This window comes from Streptomyces millisiae (genome assembly GCF_031845425.1).
Classification (GTDB): domain Bacteria; phylum Actinomycetota; class Actinomycetes; order Streptomycetales; family Streptomycetaceae; genus Streptomyces; species Streptomyces millisiae.
Window position 1 is genome coordinate 1 of record NZ_JAVREM010000070.1, and the last position, 16,208, is coordinate 16,208.

The window sequence follows — 16,208 nt, forward strand, 5'->3', positions numbered from 1 at the left end:
GCCCGGCTGCTCACCGCGCGGCAGCGCTACTCGCAGCGGAGCCCATCCCCCGGCGTCTCGCCCCGCAGCAGGTGGCCGTTGACCGCGTCCGCCACGCACGCGTTGTCCGGCGTGTACGCCCCGTGGCCCTCGCCGTCGTTCGTCAGCAGCGGCGCCACCTCGGGGCCGCCGATCGCCGCCTGCATCCGGGCCGCGCCCTCGTACGGCGTCGCCGGGTCCCCGGTCGTCGCGACCAGCAGCAGCGGCGCCGCCGCGTCCGGCGCGCTGAACTCCTCCGGCTCGGCGGCCTCCGCGAACGGCCACCCCAGGCAGCCGCTCAGCCCCCACAGCATCCACTCCCCGAAGACCGGCGACGCCGCCTCGAACTCCTCGCGGTGCCGCACGACGTCGTCCAGCGCCATCGTGGAGGGGTCGTCGGCGCAGCGGATCGCGTTCAGCGCCGGCATCAGGTTGCTGTAACGGCCCTCGCTGTCGCGGCCGTTGTAGAAGTCGGCGAGCAGCAGCAGGGTGTCGCCCGAGCCGGCGTTCAGCGCCTCGTCGAGCGCCATCGTCAGGTACTCCCAGCTCTCCTCCGAGTACAGCGCGGAGGCGATGCCCGTCATGCCGAGGCCGGAGGTCAGCATCCGGCCGTCCGGGTCGTCGGTCGGGAGCGGCTCGGCGGCCAGGTCGTCGAGCAGCGTCTCGATCGTCGCCACGCCTGTCTCCACGTCGCCGCCGGTCGGGCAGCCGGGGTCGGTCGCGCAGTCCTCCAGGTAGTGCTCGAGCGCGAGTTGGAAGCCCTCGGCGTCGAGCAGCGACTGCGCCACCGGGTCCGGGTTGGGGTCGACGACGGCGTCCAGCACGGTGCGGCCGACGTTCTCGGGGAAGAGGTGCGCGTAGACGGCGCCGAGCTCCGTCCCGTACGAGATGCCGAAGTAGTTGAGCCGCTCGTCGCCGAGCGCGTGCCGCAGCAGGTCCATGTCGCGGGCGGTGTTGTTCGTGGTGACATACGGCAGCAGGTCGCCGGAGTTGGCCTGGCAGGCGGCCGCGTACTCCTCGCTGTCGGCGACGAACTCCGCCTCGTCCTCCGCCGTCCGGGGCGGACCGGCGTCCTCCTGGTCGCCCTCGTCGATCTCCTCGTCCGAGAGGCAGACCACCGGCGCGCTCTCGCCGACCCCGCGCGGGTCGAAGCTGACCAGGTCGAAGCCGCCGGCGCGCAGGTCCTCGTACTCGTCGACGAGGAGCGGCAGGGAGCCGACGCCCGAGCCGCCCGGGCCGCCGAAGTTGAAGACCAGCGAGCCGAGCCGGTCCGCTTCGGGTGCCGAGCTGACGACGCGGATCAGCGCCATGTCGATGGTCTCGCCCTCGGGGTCCGCGTAGTCGAGCGGCACGGTGAGGGTGCCGCACTGCCAGGGCGTGCGGTCGGAGAGCTGGAAGGGGCGCGGGCCCTCGCCCTGGAGTGGGGTGGGCGCCTCACACTGGGACCACTGGACGCGCTGCTGGGCGAGGGCGTCCGGCAGCCCGGGGTAGGAGTCGGCGACCGGCACGGACTCCGTGCTGACGCCTCCGCCGTCTTCCGTGCCCTGGCCCGCGTCGTCGCCGGTGCCGACGGCGAGGTCGCGGGTGGCGCAGGAGGTCGCCAGCAGGCCGGCGGTCAGGGCGGCCGCGAGGGCGGCCCGGAGGCGCCGGGAACGAAAGTGTGAAGGTATGTTCATTATGGGCAGACGGTACCGTCAGGGGGTGTCGTCCCGGCGAGCAGGTAGGCGTTGACGGTGCCCACGACGCACGCGTCGCCGCTCTGGTAGCCGCCGTGCCCCTCCCCCTCGTACGTCAGCAGCACCCCGACGCCCTCGCCGAGCGCCTCGCGCATCCGTCGCGCGCCCACGTACGGCGTCGCGGGGTCGCCGACCGTGCCGACCAGCAGGATCGGCCCCGCGCCGGGCGCCGACACCTCGGGCTGGTCGCGCTCGCCGACCACCGGCCAGTAGGCGCAGTCCAGCAGGGACCAGACCAGGTGCGGACCGAAGACGGGCGACGCCTCGACGAACGCCGGCTCGTGCGCGCGGACGTCGGCGACGTCGGGGCGGGAGGCGAAGTCGGCGCAGTTGACGGCGGTGTTGGCGGCGTGCAGGTTCCGGTAACGGCCCTCGGCGTCCCGCCCGTTGTACCGCTCGGCGGCGGCCAGCAGCAGCTCCCCGCGGCCGTCCTCGCGCGCCTGCCGCACCCCCTCCGTGAGTGTCGGCCACGAGAGCTCGGAGTACAGCGCCCCCAGCACCGCCGTGACGGCCAGCCCCTGCGTCAGCCGCCGCCCGCTGTCGGTCGGCAGTGGCCGCTCCGCCAAGGCGTCGAACAACTCCGCCAGCCCGTCCTCGGTCGGGCAACCGTCCCTCGGGACGCAGGCGTCCAGATAGCGGTCGAGCGCCAGTTGGAAGCCCTGGGTCTGCAGCAGCGCCCGTTCCACGACGTCCCTGGTCGGATCGACGACGGCGTCCAGCACGGTGCGGCCGACGTGCTCCGGGAAGAGGTGGGCGTGGACGGCGCCGAGCTTCGTCCCGTACGAGATGCCGAAGTAGTTGAGCCGCTCGTCGCCGAGCGCCCGCCGCAACAGGTCCAGGTCGCGGGCCGCGTCGACGGTGGTGAGGTGCGGCAGCAGCGGACCGGCCGCCGCCTCGCAGGCCCGGGCGTGGTCGTACGCCCGCGACAGGTACGCCAGCTCCTCCGCCTCGCCCACCGGCGGCCCGTCGTTCCGCTGCGCCGCCGCGTCGATCTCGGCGTCCGACCGGCAGACGACGCCCTCGCTGGCGCCGACCCCGCGCGGATCGAAGCTCACCAGGTCGTACCGCTCGTTCAGCTCCGCGTACCGCTCCCCGGAGCGCGGCAACGCCGCCACGCCGGATCCCCCTGGGCCGCCGAAGTTGAACACCAGCGACCCCAACCGCTCCCCACCGGTCGCCGGCTTCCTGATCACGGCGACGCCGATCGTCTCCCCGCTCCCCGGCGCCGCGTAGTCCAGCGGCACGGTGAGCGTCGCGCACTGCCACTCGCTCCCCGGCACGTCCCCGCTTCCCTGGAGCGGAGTGGGCGCCTGACACTCGTCCCACGCCAACCGCTGCTCCGTGAACCGCTCCGGCAACGGCGGGGTTTCGGCCGCCTGTTCCGACGGCTCGACGGCCGGGCGCGCCGCCACGCCCCCGCCGCTGCACGCCCCCACCCCGAGCCAGACGGCGACGACCAGCGCCACCGCACGTGTGTTCCCCCCGCGCATGCCGTCAGGGTATCCGGCCGGGCCGCGGGTCAGGGGTGGCCTATCAGCCACACCAGCCGGACCTCGACGCGGTCGGCGAAGACGCGGTAGCCGATGGAGACGCCGGCGGGGGTGAGGACGAGGCGGCGGAGGGCGGTGGGGCCGGTGCCTTCGAAGAGTTCGCCGATGGTGAGGGGGCGGGTGGCGAGCGGGCCGCGGACCGCGTCGTTGACGGCGCGGCGGCGGGCGGGGGTGAGGGAGGCCATCCCGCGGCGTGCGTCGGCCATGACCTCGACCTTGTAGGTCACCGGCGCCTGGCCTCGCGGCCGTCGGGGGTGTAGTCGGCCATCAGCTCGTCCCAGCTGATGGTGTCGGCCGTCTCGTCCTCGCTGGCCTGGCCCGCCTCCTGGTGGTCGGGGTGGACTCGGGTGAGCCAGGCGATGCGGTAGGCGGCGATCACGCCGGGGATCTCGTCGAAGCGGGCGGCTTCCAGGCGGGCGGTGAAGGTGAGGAGCTCCTGCGGCCAGGGGGCCAGGGCGGCCTTCAGCTCGGCGACGGTCTGCGGGCCCTCGTCGTCCTCGATCCGGTAGGGGGATCGCGTCGGCACATGTGCGCTCACCCGGACAACGGTAGGCCCTCGGGCGGGTGTTGGGGGCCGGTTCGGCGGGTGATGTCCGGCACGGCCCGGTCGAGGGTGGTCAGGGGCCGGTCACCAGGGCGAGGGTGATGCCGTCGTGGCCCTTGGCGCCGACGGTCTGGAGGGTGGTGGCCGTCAGGTGCGGGTGGGCGGCGACGAGTTCGGTGAGGCGGCGGGTGGCCTGGATGGTGGGGTCGGGGTTGTCGGCCTCCAGGACGCGGCCGGCGCGGACCACGTTGTCGAAGACGATGATCGAGCCGGGGCGGGTGTAACGGATGGCCCAGTCGAGGTAGTTGGGGTTGTTCGGCTTGTCGGCGTCGACGAAGACCAGGTCGAAGGGGGCCAGCGGGGCCAGTTCGGGGAGGCTGTCCAGGGCCGGGCCGACGCGGAGGTCGACGCGGTCGGTGAGGCCGGCGCGTTCGAGGTTGGCGCGGGCGACGTCGGCGTGGTGCGGGTCGGCCTCCAGGGTGACCAGGCGGCCGTCGGCGAGGAGGGCGCGGGCGAGCCAGATGGTGCTGTAGCCGCCGAGGGTGCCGATCTCCAGGATCCTGCGCGCGCCGTGGATCCGGGCCAGGAGGTGCAGGAACTTGCCCTGGTTGGGGGCGACGCTGATGTGCGGGAGGCCGGCCGCCTCGCTGGCGGCGAGGGCGCCGTCGAGGGCGGGATCGGCGGGGATGAGAAGGTCGTTGAAGTAGTCGTCGACCTGGGACCAGAGTGGCTGCGTCATGTGCTGAGGTTAGGAGAAGGGGCTGTGATGGGTGAGGACGCGGGGCCGGTGACGCTGGTCACGGGTGGGGCGAGCGGGATAGGCGCGGCGACGGTGGCGCGGCTGCTGGAGCGGGGGCACCGGGTCGCGGCGACGGGGCGGAGCGCGGAGCGGCTGAGCCGGCTGGCGCGACGGGCCGACGCGGGGGACCGGTTGGTGACGCTGCCGGGGGACGCCACCGACCACGGGGCGGTGGTGGAGGCCGTGAAGCTGACGGAGCACGCGTTCGGGCGGCTCGACCACGTGGTGGCCAACGCCGGGTTCGCCACGCACGACACGGTGGCGGACGGCGACCCGGAGGCGTGGCGGGGGATGGTGCTGACCAACGTGCTGGGGCCGGCGTTGCTGGTGAACGCCGCGTTGCCGGCGTTGCGGCGCAGCCGGGGGCGGATCGTGCTGGTGGGGAGCGTCGCCGGGTTCAAGAACGTGGCGGGGAGCCTCTACAGCGCGACCAAGGCGGCGGTGGCGGCGCTGGCCGAGAACACCAGGATGCTGGTCACCCGGGACGGCGTCGGGGTCACGCTGGTGGCGCCGGGGCGGGTGGACACGCCGGGGTGGGGGAACGGCGGGCCGGGGCCTGGCCCGTTGCTGGCCCCGGAGGCGGTCGGTGAGTGCGTGGCCTGGGTGTTGGCGCAGCCGGCCGGGACGGACGTCAACGAGGTCGTGGTGCGGCCGGTGGGACAGAAGGTGTGAGGGGGCACAGGGCCTGTCTTTTGGATCTTCGTGGATCAGCGAGCGGCGGATGGCGCCCGGCTGGCAAGGCGCCGGATCGCAGCTCGTACTTGGCCGTACTCGCGCGATTCGGCAACGCAGCCAGGCGGGATGCCAGTCGTCGCGAGCCCGCGAAGATCCGGAAGACAGGCCCCTAGTCCTTGCAGCGCTTGCCGTCGTCGGGGACCGTGCCGTTGAGCAGGTAGTCGTTGGCGGTGTCCTGCACGCACTGGTTGCCGCTGTTGTAGGCGCCGTGCCCCTCGCCCTCGTAGACGAGTTCGACGCCGACGTCGTCGCCCAGCGCGTCCTTCATGTGCGCGGTGCCCTGGAAGGGGGTGGCCGGGTCGCCCGTGGTGCCGATCAGCAGGATCTTCGGGGCGCCGTCGGCTCGGACGTTCGGGTGCTCGCGCTGTCCTTCGACCGGCCAGTAGGTGCAGCTGAGCAGGCCCCAGGCCATCTGCGGCCCGAAGACGGGGGAGGCGTCCTCGAACTGGCCGAGTTTGTCGCGGACGTCGTCGACGGTGTAGCGCTCGCTGGAGTCGGCGCAGCTGATCGCGGTCAGGGAGGACTGGAGGGTGCTGTAACTGCCGTCCGGGTTACGGCCGTTCATCGAGTCGCCGAGGGCGAGCAGCACGGTGCCGTCCGGGTTGTCCTCGGTCATGGCGTCGTCGAGGCCCTGGGTGAGGTAGGGCCAGAAGCTCTGCGAGTAGAGGGACTGGGCGACGCCGCTCCAGGCCAGCGACTGGGTGAGCTTGCGCTTGTCCGGGTCGCGGGTGTCGAGCGGGTGGTCGCGCAGGCTGTCGAGGAAGTCCTGGAGCTTCCGCTCGCCCTCGTCGGGGTCGGTGCCGAGCGGGCAGTCGTCGCTCTGGGTGCAGTTGTCGAGGTAGTTGCCGAGGGCGAGTTGGAAGCCCTCGGTCTGGCCGAGCGCGCCCTGCTCGGTGTCGCCGGTCGGGTCGACGACGGCGTCGAACAGCGCCCGGCCGACGCGGCGCGGGAACAGGTGGGCGTAGACGCCGCCGAGTTCGGTGCCGTAGGAGATGCCGAAGTAGTGCAGCTTGTCGTCGCCGAGCACCTTCCGCATCAGGTCCATGTCGCGGGCCGTGTTGGTGGTGGTGAGGTGCGGCAGCAGATCGCCGTGCCGGTCCTCGCAGCCGCGGTCGAACTCCTTGAGCCGGTCGGTGAACTCGCGCCGCTCGCTGGCGTTCCGCGGGTCCGCGTCGGCCGCGAAGTAGTCGTCGAGCTGCTGGTCGTCCAGGCACTGGACGCCCTCGCTGTCGCCGACGCCGCGCGGGTCGAAACTCACCAGGTCGTAGCGGCTGTTGAGCTTCTCGTAGTCGGAGCCGAAGGCGGGCAGGGTGGCGACGCCCGAGCCGCCGGGGCCGCCGAAGTTGAAGATCAGGGAGCCGATCCGCTGGTCGCCCTCGGCCTTGGTGCGGGCGCGGATCATGGCGATCTCGATGGTGTCGCCGTTCGGGTCGCTGTAGTCGAGCGGGGCCGTCATCCGCGCGCACTCCCAGTCCTCGCCGTCGGGCAGCGGGGAGGGGCTGGCGCTGCCGCCGCCCTCGGCGCTGTCGGGCGCCGGGCAGGCGGACCAGTCGAGCCGCTGTCCGGTGAAGCGCTCCGGCAGGTCGTCGGTGTCGGTGGCGTCCTGGCGGGCGGCCGGTCGCGGCCGGACGGTGTCGCCGTCGGCCGTCGCGCAGCCCGGGACGGTGAGCAGGGTGGTCGCGGCCAGTACGGTCGGCGTGAGCAGCCTGGCTCGGGTCATGGCGGTGGCTCCCATCGGTCGCTGCGACTCGCCCATCGTGTGCGGGTGCGGGAGCCCCCCGCACTCCGGGCCGTGGCAAGTGGGTGACGGGGCGCTGCGCCACGTGGCCGCCGGCGTGGGCCGGGCGGTCAGCGGGCGGGACGGAACCAGCGGCCGCGGAGGGCGAAGAGGACGGCGGCGGCGACCGCGACCAGGAGCAGGGAGACGGCGGTGGCGCCGGTCGGGTCGTCCTGGAGCAGCAGGTAGACCTTGAGCGGGAGCGTCTGCGTGGTGCCCGGCAGGTTGCCGGCGAAGGTGATGGTGGCGCCGAACTCGCCCAGCGCCCGCGCCCAGCACAGCGCCGCGCCGGCCGCCAGCGAGGGGGCGAGCATCGGCAGGGTGACGAGGCGCAGGGTCCGCAGCGGGCCGGCGCCCATCGTCGCGGCGGCCTCCTCGTAGTGCGGTTCGAGGCCGGCCAGGGCGCCCTCCAGGCTGATCACCAGGAAGGGCATGGCGACGAAGGTGGCGGCGACGACGGCGCCGGCGGTGGAGAACGGCAGCACGACGCCCACCGACTCCAGGGCGCCGCCGAGCAGGCCGCGCCGGCCGAGGCCCTGGAAGAGCGCCACGCCGGCGACCGTCGGCGGCAGCACCATCGGCAGCAGCACCAGGCAGCGGACGGCGGTGCGGCCGGGGAAGTCGACCCGGGCCAGCAGCCAGGCGAGCGGCACCCCGAACAGCAGGGAGAACAGCAGCGCCAAGACCGAGACGACGAGGGAGAGCCGCAGCGCCTCGGTGACGGCCGGCTCGGTGAGCCGGCCGACCAGGTCCGACCAGGGCGCGTCGGCGAGGACGCCGAGCAGCGGGACGGCGAGGAAGGCCACGGCCAGCAGCGCCGGCAGGACCAGGGTGAGCGGGGGGCGGCGGGTCATCGGGCCGCCGCCCGGGTGGGCACGGCCGGCGTGGTGGTCACGGGGCCTGGAAGCCGGCGTCCCCGAGCAGCGCCCGCGCCTCGTCCGAGCCCAGCCACTCGACGAACTCGGCGGCCTCCGCCGGGTGTGCCGCGTCGGTGAGGGCGGCGGCCGGGTACTCGGCCGTGACGTTCTGGTCCTCGGGGATGGCCACGGTGGCGACGTCGTCGCCGGCCGAGGTGGCGTCGGTGACGTAGACCAGGCCGGCGTCCGCCTCGCCAAGACGCACCTTGCCGAGGACGGCGCGGACGTTGGCCTCCTCCGAGTCGGGCGCCGCGTCGATGCCCTGGGCGTCGAGGACCTGGCGGCCGTAGCGCCCGGCCGGCACCTCGGGCGCGGCCAGCACCAGGCGCAGTTCGGGGTCGGCGAGGTCGTCGAGGGAGTCCACGCCGGCCGGGTTGTCGGGCGGGGTGACGATGGTGAGCGCGTTGCGGGCGATGACGAGGGGCTCGGCCGCCGTCAGCTCGGCGACGCCGTCCATCGTGGCGGTGTCGGCGGTGACCAGCGCGTCGGCGGGGGCGCCCTGCTCCACCTGGGCGACCAGCTCCTGGGAGCCGGCGAAGGAGAACTCCAGGGTCACCTCCGGGTGTTCCTCCGCGTAGAGCTCCTGGGCGGCGGTGAACACGTCGGTGAGGGAGGCGGCGGCCAGCACGGTGAGGGTGACCTCCTCCTCGCCGCCCCCGCCGTTCGCGTCGTCGGCGCCGGACCCGCCGCAGGCGGTGAGCGTGGTCAACAGCGCGGCGGTGGCGGCGGTCAGGGCCAGCAGGGCGCGGCGGCGGGCGGGGCGCATGGGCGGCCTCACGGGGTGTCGATGTGGACGTTGGTGGCCTTGACGCGGGCCACGGCCTCCACGCCGACGGCCAGGCCCAGCTCCTCGACGGCCTCCCTGGTGACCAACGAGACCAGCCGGTGCGGGCCCGCCTGGATCTCCACCTGGGCCGCGACGTCCCCGAGCGTGACGGCGGTGACGATGCCGGGGAACGCGTTCCGCGCCGAGGTGTGCGGCTCGTCGCCCTCGGCGCCGTCCTGGCCCGAGTCCTGGGAGAGGGCGACGGCGAACGCCGCGAGGTCGGCGCCCTCGATCAGCCGCCGGCCCGCGTCGTCCCTGCGGGTGGGCAGCCGCCCGGCGTCGGTCCAGCGGCGCACCGTGTCGGGGCTGACGCCGAGCAGCCGGGCGGCCCGGCCGATGCTGTAGGAACGCATGTGCGGGAGATTATGCGGGCACGGCTCGCATCCGCAAGGTGATCCCGCGTTCCTGGCTCGCGATCGCGAGCGTGGCGTGCGGGAGCGTGGCGTGCGCGCCGGTCAGATCGAGCCCTTCCTGGTGAGGTGGGTGAACGCGAGCCAGCCGGGCAGCACCGGCAGCCAGAACGTCATCAGCCGGAACAGCAGCACCGCGCCGAGCGCCGCGTCCTGCGGCACCCGGAACGTGGCCAGGCTGGCGACCAGCGCGAACTCGACGGCCCCGAGGCCGCCGGGGGTCGGCGCCGCCGAGCCGAGCGCGTTGCCCGCGAGGAACACCACGGCGATCGTCGGGTAGCTCAGCTCGTAGCCGAAGGCGCGCAGCGAGGCGTCGAGGCACATCACGAACGCCAGCGTCATCAGCAGCATCCCGCCGATGCCGCTGAGCAGCTTCTTCGGCTGCTGGACCACGTCGAGCATGCGCGGCACGACGCCGGCGAACAGGGTCCTGATCCGCTCGTAGAGCGCCTTCCGCAGGCTGGGGATGGCCGTCACGATCAGCACCACCACGGCCAGCGTCAGCAGCCCCGCGATGACCGTGCGGGACGGCGAGAGCGAGGGGGTGTGCTCGGTGCCGGCGAGGTAGCCGAAGGTCAGCAGCAGGGTGATGTGGCTGCCGAGCCCGAACAGCTGGGAGGCGCCGACGCTGGCCACCGCGTGCCCGGGGCGCAGGCCCTGACGTTGCAGGTAGCGGGTGTTGAGCGCGACGCCGCCGATGGCGGCCGGCGCGACCAGCTTGACGAACGAGCCCGCCACCTGGGCGGTGACCGTGCGCAGGTAGCCGACCCGCTCCGGGACGAAGCCGAGCAGGCTCAGGGCGGCCGCGAAGTAGGTGACGGCCGAGAAGCCGGCCGCGATCAGCACCCAGCCCCAGTTGGCGCCCTCCCAGACCCGCTGGAACTCCGGGTTGACCACCTGGATGGTGAGGAAGTAGGCGGCGAACACGGCGGCGATGATGGTGACCAGGGTGCGCGGCCTGATCCGCTCGACCCGGGCCGGCTCTATCGGCGCCTGCGGGCGGATCAGCAGCACCTGCTCGCGGATCAGCGACAGCAGGTCGGGCTCCTTGGCGTTCTCCAGCGCCTCGTCCATCACCTGCTTCTCGGCCTGCCGCGCGGCGCGGACCGCCTTGCGGTCGGCGTCCTCCGGCAGGTTGCCGCGCGCCTCGCGGTAGACGCGGGTGGCGTCGAGCACGGCGTCGCGCTCCCGCTGCGCCCGCTCCCTGGCCAACTGGCGGAGGGTGGCGCGGGTGTTGCGGCTGAGCGCGATCGGCTGGAGCAGCGGCAGGCTGTTGGCCACCGCGTCGGGGCCGAGGACGGCCACGGCCGCCGCCACCGCGCGCTCCGCGCCGACCCGCAGCCCGAAGGTGGTCAGCAGCTGCGCGATGTCCATGCGCAGCAGCAGGTCGCTGGCGGCGATCTCGCCGCCGCGCAGGTCGGTGAGGTAGACGATGCCGGCCCGGTCGACCAGCAACGAGCCGCCGTCGAGACGGCGGTGCGCGATGCGGCGGGTCTGGAGCGCCGTGACCTGGCGCCAGGCGGCGCGCATCAGCTCGTCGGTGATCTCGTCGTCCGGGAGCGAGTCCAGGTGCCGGCCGCCGGTGTGCTCGTAGACCAGCATCACCGCGTCCGGGCCGAGCTCCGAGGTGGCGATCAGCTTGGGCGCGTTGGCGCCCGCGGAGATCGCGGCGTAGGCCAGCAGCGCCTCCTGCTCCAGCGCCTGACGCAGCGACGGCAGGCTGCGGCGGGTGGTGATGCCGCGCAGCGCGAGGCGCCGCCAGGCGCGGTAGAAGAAGCCCTGGGCCTGCTGGGCGCGGTCGACGACGGTGACGTCGAGGGGCGGGCCGTTCTCCAGGGTGACCAGGTAGCGGCGGGTCGGCTCCGAGTAGTCGTGCCGGTCGCGGCGCGCCGACTCGGTCGTGTCCTCGGTGCGCAGCGCGCTGACCGGCCGGAACCCGACGTGCCGCAGGCCGGCGAGCAACTGCTGCCCGGTGGGGCGGACGTTGGGCGAGCCGACGGTGTAGAGCGTGGCGTACGCGATGGTCCAGCCGAGGAGGACGGTGACGACGATGGAGAACGGCGTCGTGTAGCCGGCGACCAGCACGGCGAAGCCGTCGAGCAGCAGCACCGTCCACATCGCGAACCGCCAGCGCGGCCGGTGCATCATGCCGACGGCGGTGGCGTAGGCGATGACCGGCGCCAGATAACCGTGCACCGGGTCGGTGATGACGCCGCCGGGGCCGTTCCTGGTCAGCGCGTCCTGCACGGAGTCCGGCGCGAGGCGGGCCACCCAGAGGCTGAAGGAGAGCGAGACGCCGTGCGCCAGCACGGCGGCCAGCACGCCGTCCGCGATGCGCAGCCCGTCGCGCTTCATCAGCCGCTCGATGGCGAAGGCGACGGGAACGACGAGGACGGCGATGGCGGAGGCGAAGCCGGCGAAGCTGATCAGCAACGAGGGCGCCTGGGCGGCGCCCTTGTCGACGTCGCGCTCGATGCCGGCGGTGGTGCCGATGGCCCAGGTGGCGAGCGCGAGCACGGTCGCGATGCCGAGCAGCCCGAGCAGCACCCGCAGCAGGTCGGCCGGCCGGTGCACGCGCGCGGCGAGCAGCGGCTCGTCGCCGTCGATGTGCGAGTCCGCTGGCGCTGGGCCTTGGCCGTCCGAGGGCGTCTGTGCCGGGTCCTGACGGGTCGGCTCGGCCGGCGGCTCCGCGCGGCTGGCCGCGCGCGCGGCGCGCTTGCGCGCCGGCTTGCGGGGCCGGCTGTTCTCCGCGCCGTCCTCGTGGTCCGTGGCGGCGCTGAGGTCGTCGGCCTCGGCTCCGTCTCCGGCGTCGCGGCCCGTCACGGACCGCGCGCGCCGCGACGGCTCACCCTCCGCCGCACCGCCGGCGCTTGCGCGTCCCGCGCGCGCGCCACCACGGTCGGCGCGCCGCTTCGCGCGCGGATCGTGGTCGTCCCCGACCGCCGCCGTGGACGGCCACCCGCCGCCGACAGGCGGTTTCGCGTTCTCTTCCTCGCCCCGTATCACTGGCCGCTTCCCTGAAGGTCCCCTCTGGCAGGAGCTGTCGACCAGCTCTCCCCCCTGCCCTTGGGACGATAGTGACACGAGAGACGTGCCGAGGAGCGCGGTCCGTGACATACGGCACCATGGGCGCCATGGCCGGCCACGCAGAGACCCACCGACTTCCGGAGTACGCCGATCGGGTGTTGACCGCCGTGGAGGGCATCCCGCCGGGGCGCGTGCTGACCTACAAGGACGTCGCCGACCGGGTGGGCGAGGGCGGCCCGCGCCAGGTCGGGCGCGTGATGGCGGTCTACGGCGGCGCCGTCCCCTGGTGGCGCGTGGTGCGCGCCGACGGCCGGCCGCTGCCCGGGCACGAGCGCCGCGCGTTGGAGCACTACCGGGCCGAGGGCACGCCGTTGCGCGCGCTGGCCGACGGCACGCAGCGGCTCGACATGCGGCGGGCGCGTTGGGACGGCCGTGGCTGAGGCCGGTACCGATCTCACACCCACCAGCTTCCGCCATTCCGTCGCGTCCCGGGGACCGACTGGCGTACCGTCTCCCCAACCGTCACCGAGAATCCGCGATGCACGTGAGCCACGTGAGCCTCTCCGTCCCGTCCACTGACCGCCCCCCGTCCGCGCCGGGAGCGTATCGACTGGTACGCACCCCGGTCGCCGACGCGCGTGTCCCTGCTGTTGACGCAAGTCAGCGCGCGGTGGTTGACCACCCCGGGGGACCGCTGCTCGTGCTCGCGGGCCCGGGCACCGGCAAGACCACCACGCTGGTGGAGTCCGTCGCCCGGCGCGTGGACGACGGCACAGATCCGGAGCGGATCCTGGTGCTCACCTTCAGCCGGAAGGCCGCGGCCGAGCTGCGGGGCCGGATGACGGCCCGCATGGGAGGTCGTTCCCCGCGGGCCACCACTTTCCACTCCTTCGCCTACGCCTTCGTCCGCGCCCACCAGGACCGCGAGTTCTACGCCGAGCCGCCGCGCCTGCTCTCCGGGCCCGAACAGGACCTCTACCTGCGCGAACTGCTCGCCGGCCACCGGGACCCCGACTGGCGGGGGGACGGCGTCGACTGGCCGGACGAGCTGCGCGCCGCGCTCACCACCCGCGGGTTCGCGGACGAGCTGCGCGCCGTCCTCGCGCGCTCCCGCGAGCTGGGGCTCGACCCCGAGACGCTGGCCTCGTTCGCCCGCGACACCGGCCGCGACGACTGGGCGGCCGCCGCCGACTTCCTCACCGAGTACCTGGACGTCACCGAGGCCCAGGGCGTGCTCGACTACACGGAGCTGGTGCGCGGCGCCATCCGGCTCGCCGAGCGGCCCGAGGTCGCCGCCGCCGTCCGCGCCCGCTACGACGCGGTCTTCGTCGACGAGTACCAGGACACCGACCCGGCGCAGGTGGCGCTGTTGCGCGCGCTGGCGGGCGACGGCCGCGACCTGGTGGTGTTCGGCGACCCCGACCAGTCCATCTACGCCTTCCGCGGCGCCGACGTGAACGGGATCCTCGGCTTCCCCGACGCCTTCCGCACCCGCGCCGGGGCGCCCGCGCCCGTCGCCGTGCTGGACACCAACCGGCGCAGCGGCGCCGCGCTGTTGGCCGCCACCCGGCTGCTCACCCAGCGGATGCCGCTGGCCAGGCTGCCGGCCGACGCCGTCCGCCGGCACCGGGCGCTGACGGCCGAGCGGGCCGGCGGCCGGGTCGAGACCTTCACCTTCCCGACGCCGGGCGCCGAACTGGACAACATCGCCGACCTGCTGCGCCGCGCGCACCTGGAGGACGGCGTGCCGTGGGGCGAGATGGCCGTGCTGGTGCGCGCCGGCTCGCGCTCCATCCCGGGCGTGCGCCGGGCGCTCACCTCGGCCGGCGTGCCGCTCGAGGTCGACGGCGACGACCTGCCGCTGCGCCAGGAGCCGGCCGTCGCGCCGCTGCTCACCGCGTTGCGCGCCGTCGCCGAGCCGCCGGGGACCGAGCCGGCGCTGCCGCCGGAGACCGCGCTCACGCTGCTCACCTCGCCGCTCGGCGGCATGGACGCCGCCGACCTGCGGCGCCTCGGCCGCGCGCTGCGCAACGAGGAGCGGGCCGCCGGCGTCGCCGTGCCGGCACCGTCCGACGAACTGATCGCGCGGGCGCTCGCCGAGCCGGAGCGGCTCGTCACGCACGAGCCGTCGTACGCCGGGGGCGCGCAGCGGCTGGGGCTGCTGCTGCGCAAGGCGCGCGAGCTGCTGGCCGGCGGCGGCAGCGCCGAGGAGGCGCTGTGGCTGCTGTGGGACGGCACCTCGTGGCCGGCCAGGCTGGAGCGGGCGGCCAGGCGCGGCGGCGCCGCCGGGCGGAACGCGGACCGTGACCTGGACGCCATCTGCGCCCTCTTCGAGGCCGCGGCGCGCGCCGAGGAGCGCCTCGGCGGCCGCGGGGCGCGCAACTTCCTCGAGGAGCTGGACGCCCACGACATCGCCGCCGACACCCTCGCCGCACGCGCCGTCCGCCCGGACGCGGTGCGGCTGATGACCGCGCACCGGGCCAAGGGCCTCGAATGGTCGTTCGTGGTGGTCGCCGGCGTGCAGGAGGGCCTCTGGCCCGACCTGCGGCGGCGCGGCTCACTGCTGGAGGCCGACCGGATCGGGCGCGACGGGCTCGCCGAGCCGCTGAGCCCCGGCGCGCTGCTGGCCGAGGAGCGGCGGCTGTTCTACGTGGCCGCGACCCGGGCGAAGGACCGCCTGGTGGTGACGGCCGTGCAGGGCGCGGACGACGGCGACCAGCCGTCCCGCTTCCTGCGGGAGCTCGGCGTCGAGCCGCGGGAGATCAGCGGCCGGCCGCACCGACCGCTGGCGCTGGCCGCGATGGTCGCCGAGCTGCGCGCCACCACCGTCGACCCGGCCGCCTCGCCGGCGCTGCGCAGGGCCGCGGCCCGGCGGCTCGCCGACCTGGCCGCGCTGCGGGACGAGGAGGGACATCCGCTGGCGCCCGCGGCCCACCCGGAGCGGTGGTGGGGGCTGCGCGCCCCCACCAGTTCCCCGGCACCGCTGCGCGACCCGGAGCGCCCGGTCGCGTTGACCGGCAGCGCGCTCGACCAGCTGGTCAACACCTGCTCGCTGCAGTGGTTCCTGGGCCGCGAGGTGCACGCCGACGCGCCGGCCACCGCCGCCCAGGGCTTCGGCAACGTGCTGCACGTGCTCGCCGACGAGGTCGCCTCCGGCACCACGCCGGCCGACCTCGCGGTGCTGATGGAGCGCCTCGACACCGTCTGGGACGGTCTCGCCTTCGAGGCGCCCTGGCAGTCGCGCCGCGAACAGGCCGAGGCGCGGGCCGCGCTGGAGCGCTTCCTGCGCTGGCACGTGCTGCAGAGCCGGGACGGCCGCGAACCCGCCGCCAGCGAGCAGGAGTTCGAGGTCACGCTGCCGGCCGGCGAGCACCAGGTGCGGATCCGCGGCGTCCTCGACCGGGTCGAGCGGGACGCCGAGGGCCGGGTCTACGTCGTGGACTTCAAGACCGGCCGCACCAGGCCCACCAAGGCCGAGGTCGAGCGGCACCCGCAGCTCGCCGTCTACCAGCTCGCGGTGCGGGACGGCGAGGCGGTGGCCGGGGAGCTGGCCGGCGCCGAGCTGGTCCACCTGCGGCAGGGCGCGCCCAAACGGGACGGCGGCGACGCGCTGCCCACCGTGCAGCGGCAGCCGCCGCTCGACCCGACCAACGGCGAGTGGGTCGGCGAACTCCTGGCCACCGCGGCCGGAAAGGTGCTCGACGAGCGGTTCTCGCCGGCCGCCGGACAGCACTGCGGCAGCTGCGCCTTCCGGGGCGCGTGCAGCGCCAGGCCGGAGGGGCGACAGGTGGTGGAGTAGCGCCGCCCGCCCCCGGCCCTCGCCGGGCTGTCGGTCGGGGCTGTCGGTGGGGGCGACTAGGGTTCCTCGG

13 protein-coding genes are annotated in these 16,208 nt (G+C 74.7%); 3 read left to right on the top strand and 10 right to left on the bottom strand.

Annotated elements, in window-relative coordinates:
• Window positions 1-26: 26 nt before the first annotated feature.
• The 5 genes from RNC47_RS30625 to RNC47_RS30645 form a co-directional block, all read right to left on the bottom strand.
• The gene (locus RNC47_RS30625; RefSeq protein ID WP_311603420.1) at window positions 27-1,694 is read right to left on the bottom strand and encodes an alpha/beta hydrolase; all 1,668 of its coding nucleotides are present in this window, start codon (window positions 1,692-1,694) and stop codon (window positions 27-29) included.
• Window positions 1,694-3,244, bottom strand: a complete 1,551-nt coding sequence (locus tag RNC47_RS30630; RefSeq protein WP_311603421.1) for an alpha/beta hydrolase — start codon at window positions 3,242-3,244, stop codon at window positions 1,694-1,696. Before RNC47_RS30630 ends, RNC47_RS30625 begins: the two co-directional genes overlap by 1 nt.
• Window positions 3,245-3,273: 29 nt before the next feature.
• Entirely contained in the window at window positions 3,274-3,510 is a 237-nt protein-coding gene (locus RNC47_RS30635; RefSeq protein ID WP_311603423.1) for a hypothetical protein, read from the bottom strand.
• Window positions 3,511-3,527: 17 nt separating this feature from the next.
• A complete protein-coding gene (locus RNC47_RS30640) occupies window positions 3,528-3,842 on the bottom strand; it encodes a hypothetical protein (protein WP_311603425.1) in 315 nt (104 codons plus the stop codon).
• A gap of 79 nt (window positions 3,843-3,921) precedes the next feature.
• Window positions 3,922-4,587 (bottom strand): O-methyltransferase, encoded by a 666-nt coding sequence (locus tag RNC47_RS30645; RefSeq protein ID WP_311603426.1) that lies wholly within the window; start codon window positions 4,585-4,587, stop codon window positions 3,922-3,924.
• A gap of 27 nt (window positions 4,588-4,614) precedes the next feature.
• Here RNC47_RS30645 and RNC47_RS30650 point away from each other — a divergent pair, with 27 nt between their 5' ends.
• Window positions 4,615-5,319 (top strand): SDR family oxidoreductase, encoded by a 705-nt coding sequence (locus RNC47_RS30650; RefSeq protein ID WP_311603428.1) that lies wholly within the window; start codon window positions 4,615-4,617, stop codon window positions 5,317-5,319.
• Window positions 5,320-5,491: 172 nt separating this feature from the next.
• On the opposite strand, the gene RNC47_RS30655 is transcribed toward RNC47_RS30650, so the two are convergent.
• From RNC47_RS30655 to RNC47_RS30675, 5 genes are all read right to left on the bottom strand, one after another.
• Entirely contained in the window at window positions 5,492-7,102 is a 1,611-nt protein-coding gene (locus RNC47_RS30655) for an alpha/beta hydrolase (RefSeq protein ID WP_311603429.1), read from the bottom strand.
• Window positions 7,103-7,230: 128 nt separating this feature from the next.
• Window positions 7,231-8,013: an ABC transporter permease gene (locus RNC47_RS30660; protein WP_394814917.1), complete on the bottom strand. Its 783-nt coding sequence runs from the start codon at window positions 8,011-8,013 to the stop codon at window positions 7,231-7,233.
• Between the two features lie 37 nt (window positions 8,014-8,050).
• A complete protein-coding gene (gene modA / locus RNC47_RS30665) occupies window positions 8,051-8,842 on the bottom strand; it encodes a molybdate ABC transporter substrate-binding protein (protein WP_311603431.1) in 792 nt (263 codons plus the stop codon).
• Between the two features lie 8 nt (window positions 8,843-8,850).
• Window positions 8,851-9,255: a TOBE domain-containing protein gene (locus RNC47_RS30670; RefSeq protein ID WP_311603433.1), complete on the bottom strand. Its 405-nt coding sequence runs from the start codon at window positions 9,253-9,255 to the stop codon at window positions 8,851-8,853.
• A 102-nt stretch (window positions 9,256-9,357) separates the two neighbouring features.
• The gene (locus RNC47_RS30675; protein WP_311603435.1) at window positions 9,358-12,135 is read right to left on the bottom strand and encodes a lysylphosphatidylglycerol synthase transmembrane domain-containing protein; all 2,778 of its coding nucleotides are present in this window, start codon (window positions 12,133-12,135) and stop codon (window positions 9,358-9,360) included.
• 302 nt (window positions 12,136-12,437) lie between these two features.
• Between RNC47_RS30675 and RNC47_RS30680 the strand changes: the two genes are divergently transcribed.
• Together RNC47_RS30680 and RNC47_RS30685 are read left to right on the top strand one after the other, a co-directional pair.
• A complete protein-coding gene (locus RNC47_RS30680; protein ID WP_311603468.1) occupies window positions 12,438-12,779 on the top strand; it encodes an MGMT family protein in 342 nt (113 codons plus the stop codon).
• 98 nt (window positions 12,780-12,877) lie between these two features.
• Window positions 12,878-16,138 (top strand): ATP-dependent helicase, encoded by a 3,261-nt coding sequence (locus RNC47_RS30685; RefSeq protein WP_311603437.1) that lies wholly within the window; start codon window positions 12,878-12,880, stop codon window positions 16,136-16,138.
• Window positions 16,139-16,208 lie beyond the last annotated feature (70 nt).

Bases quoted from the DNA above. Each gene is read 5' to 3' on its own strand.
- RNC47_RS30650 (WP_311603428.1), top strand. From the start codon at position 4,615: ATGGGTGAGGACGCGGGGCCGGTGACGCTGGTCACGGGTGGGGCGAGC.
- RNC47_RS30680 (WP_311603468.1), top strand. From the start codon at position 12,438: ATGGGCGCCATGGCCGGCCACGCAGAGACCCACCGACTTCCGGAGTAC.
- modA (WP_311603431.1), bottom strand. From the start codon at position 8,842: ATGCGCCCCGCCCGCCGCCGCGCCCTGCTGGCCCTGACCGCCGCCACC.
- RNC47_RS30645 (WP_311603426.1), bottom strand. From the start codon at position 4,587: ATGACGCAGCCACTCTGGTCCCAGGTCGACGACTACTTCAACGACCTT.
- RNC47_RS30630 (WP_311603421.1), bottom strand. From the start codon at position 3,244: ATGCGCGGGGGGAACACACGTGCGGTGGCGCTGGTCGTCGCCGTCTGG.
- RNC47_RS30635 (WP_311603423.1), bottom strand. From the start codon at position 3,510: ATGGCCGACGCACGCCGCGGGATGGCCTCCCTCACCCCCGCCCGCCGC.
- RNC47_RS30655 (WP_311603429.1), bottom strand. From the start codon at position 7,102: ATGACCCGAGCCAGGCTGCTCACGCCGACCGTACTGGCCGCGACCACC.
- RNC47_RS30625 (WP_311603420.1), bottom strand. From the start codon at position 1,694: ATGAACATACCTTCACACTTTCGTTCCCGGCGCCTCCGGGCCGCCCTC.
- RNC47_RS30660 (WP_394814917.1), bottom strand. From the start codon at position 8,013: ATGACCCGCCGCCCCCCGCTCACCCTGGTCCTGCCGGCGCTGCTGGCC.
- RNC47_RS30685 (WP_311603437.1), top strand. From the start codon at position 12,878: ATGCACGTGAGCCACGTGAGCCTCTCCGTCCCGTCCACTGACCGCCCC.
- RNC47_RS30670 (WP_311603433.1), bottom strand. From the start codon at position 9,255: ATGCGTTCCTACAGCATCGGCCGGGCCGCCCGGCTGCTCGGCGTCAGC.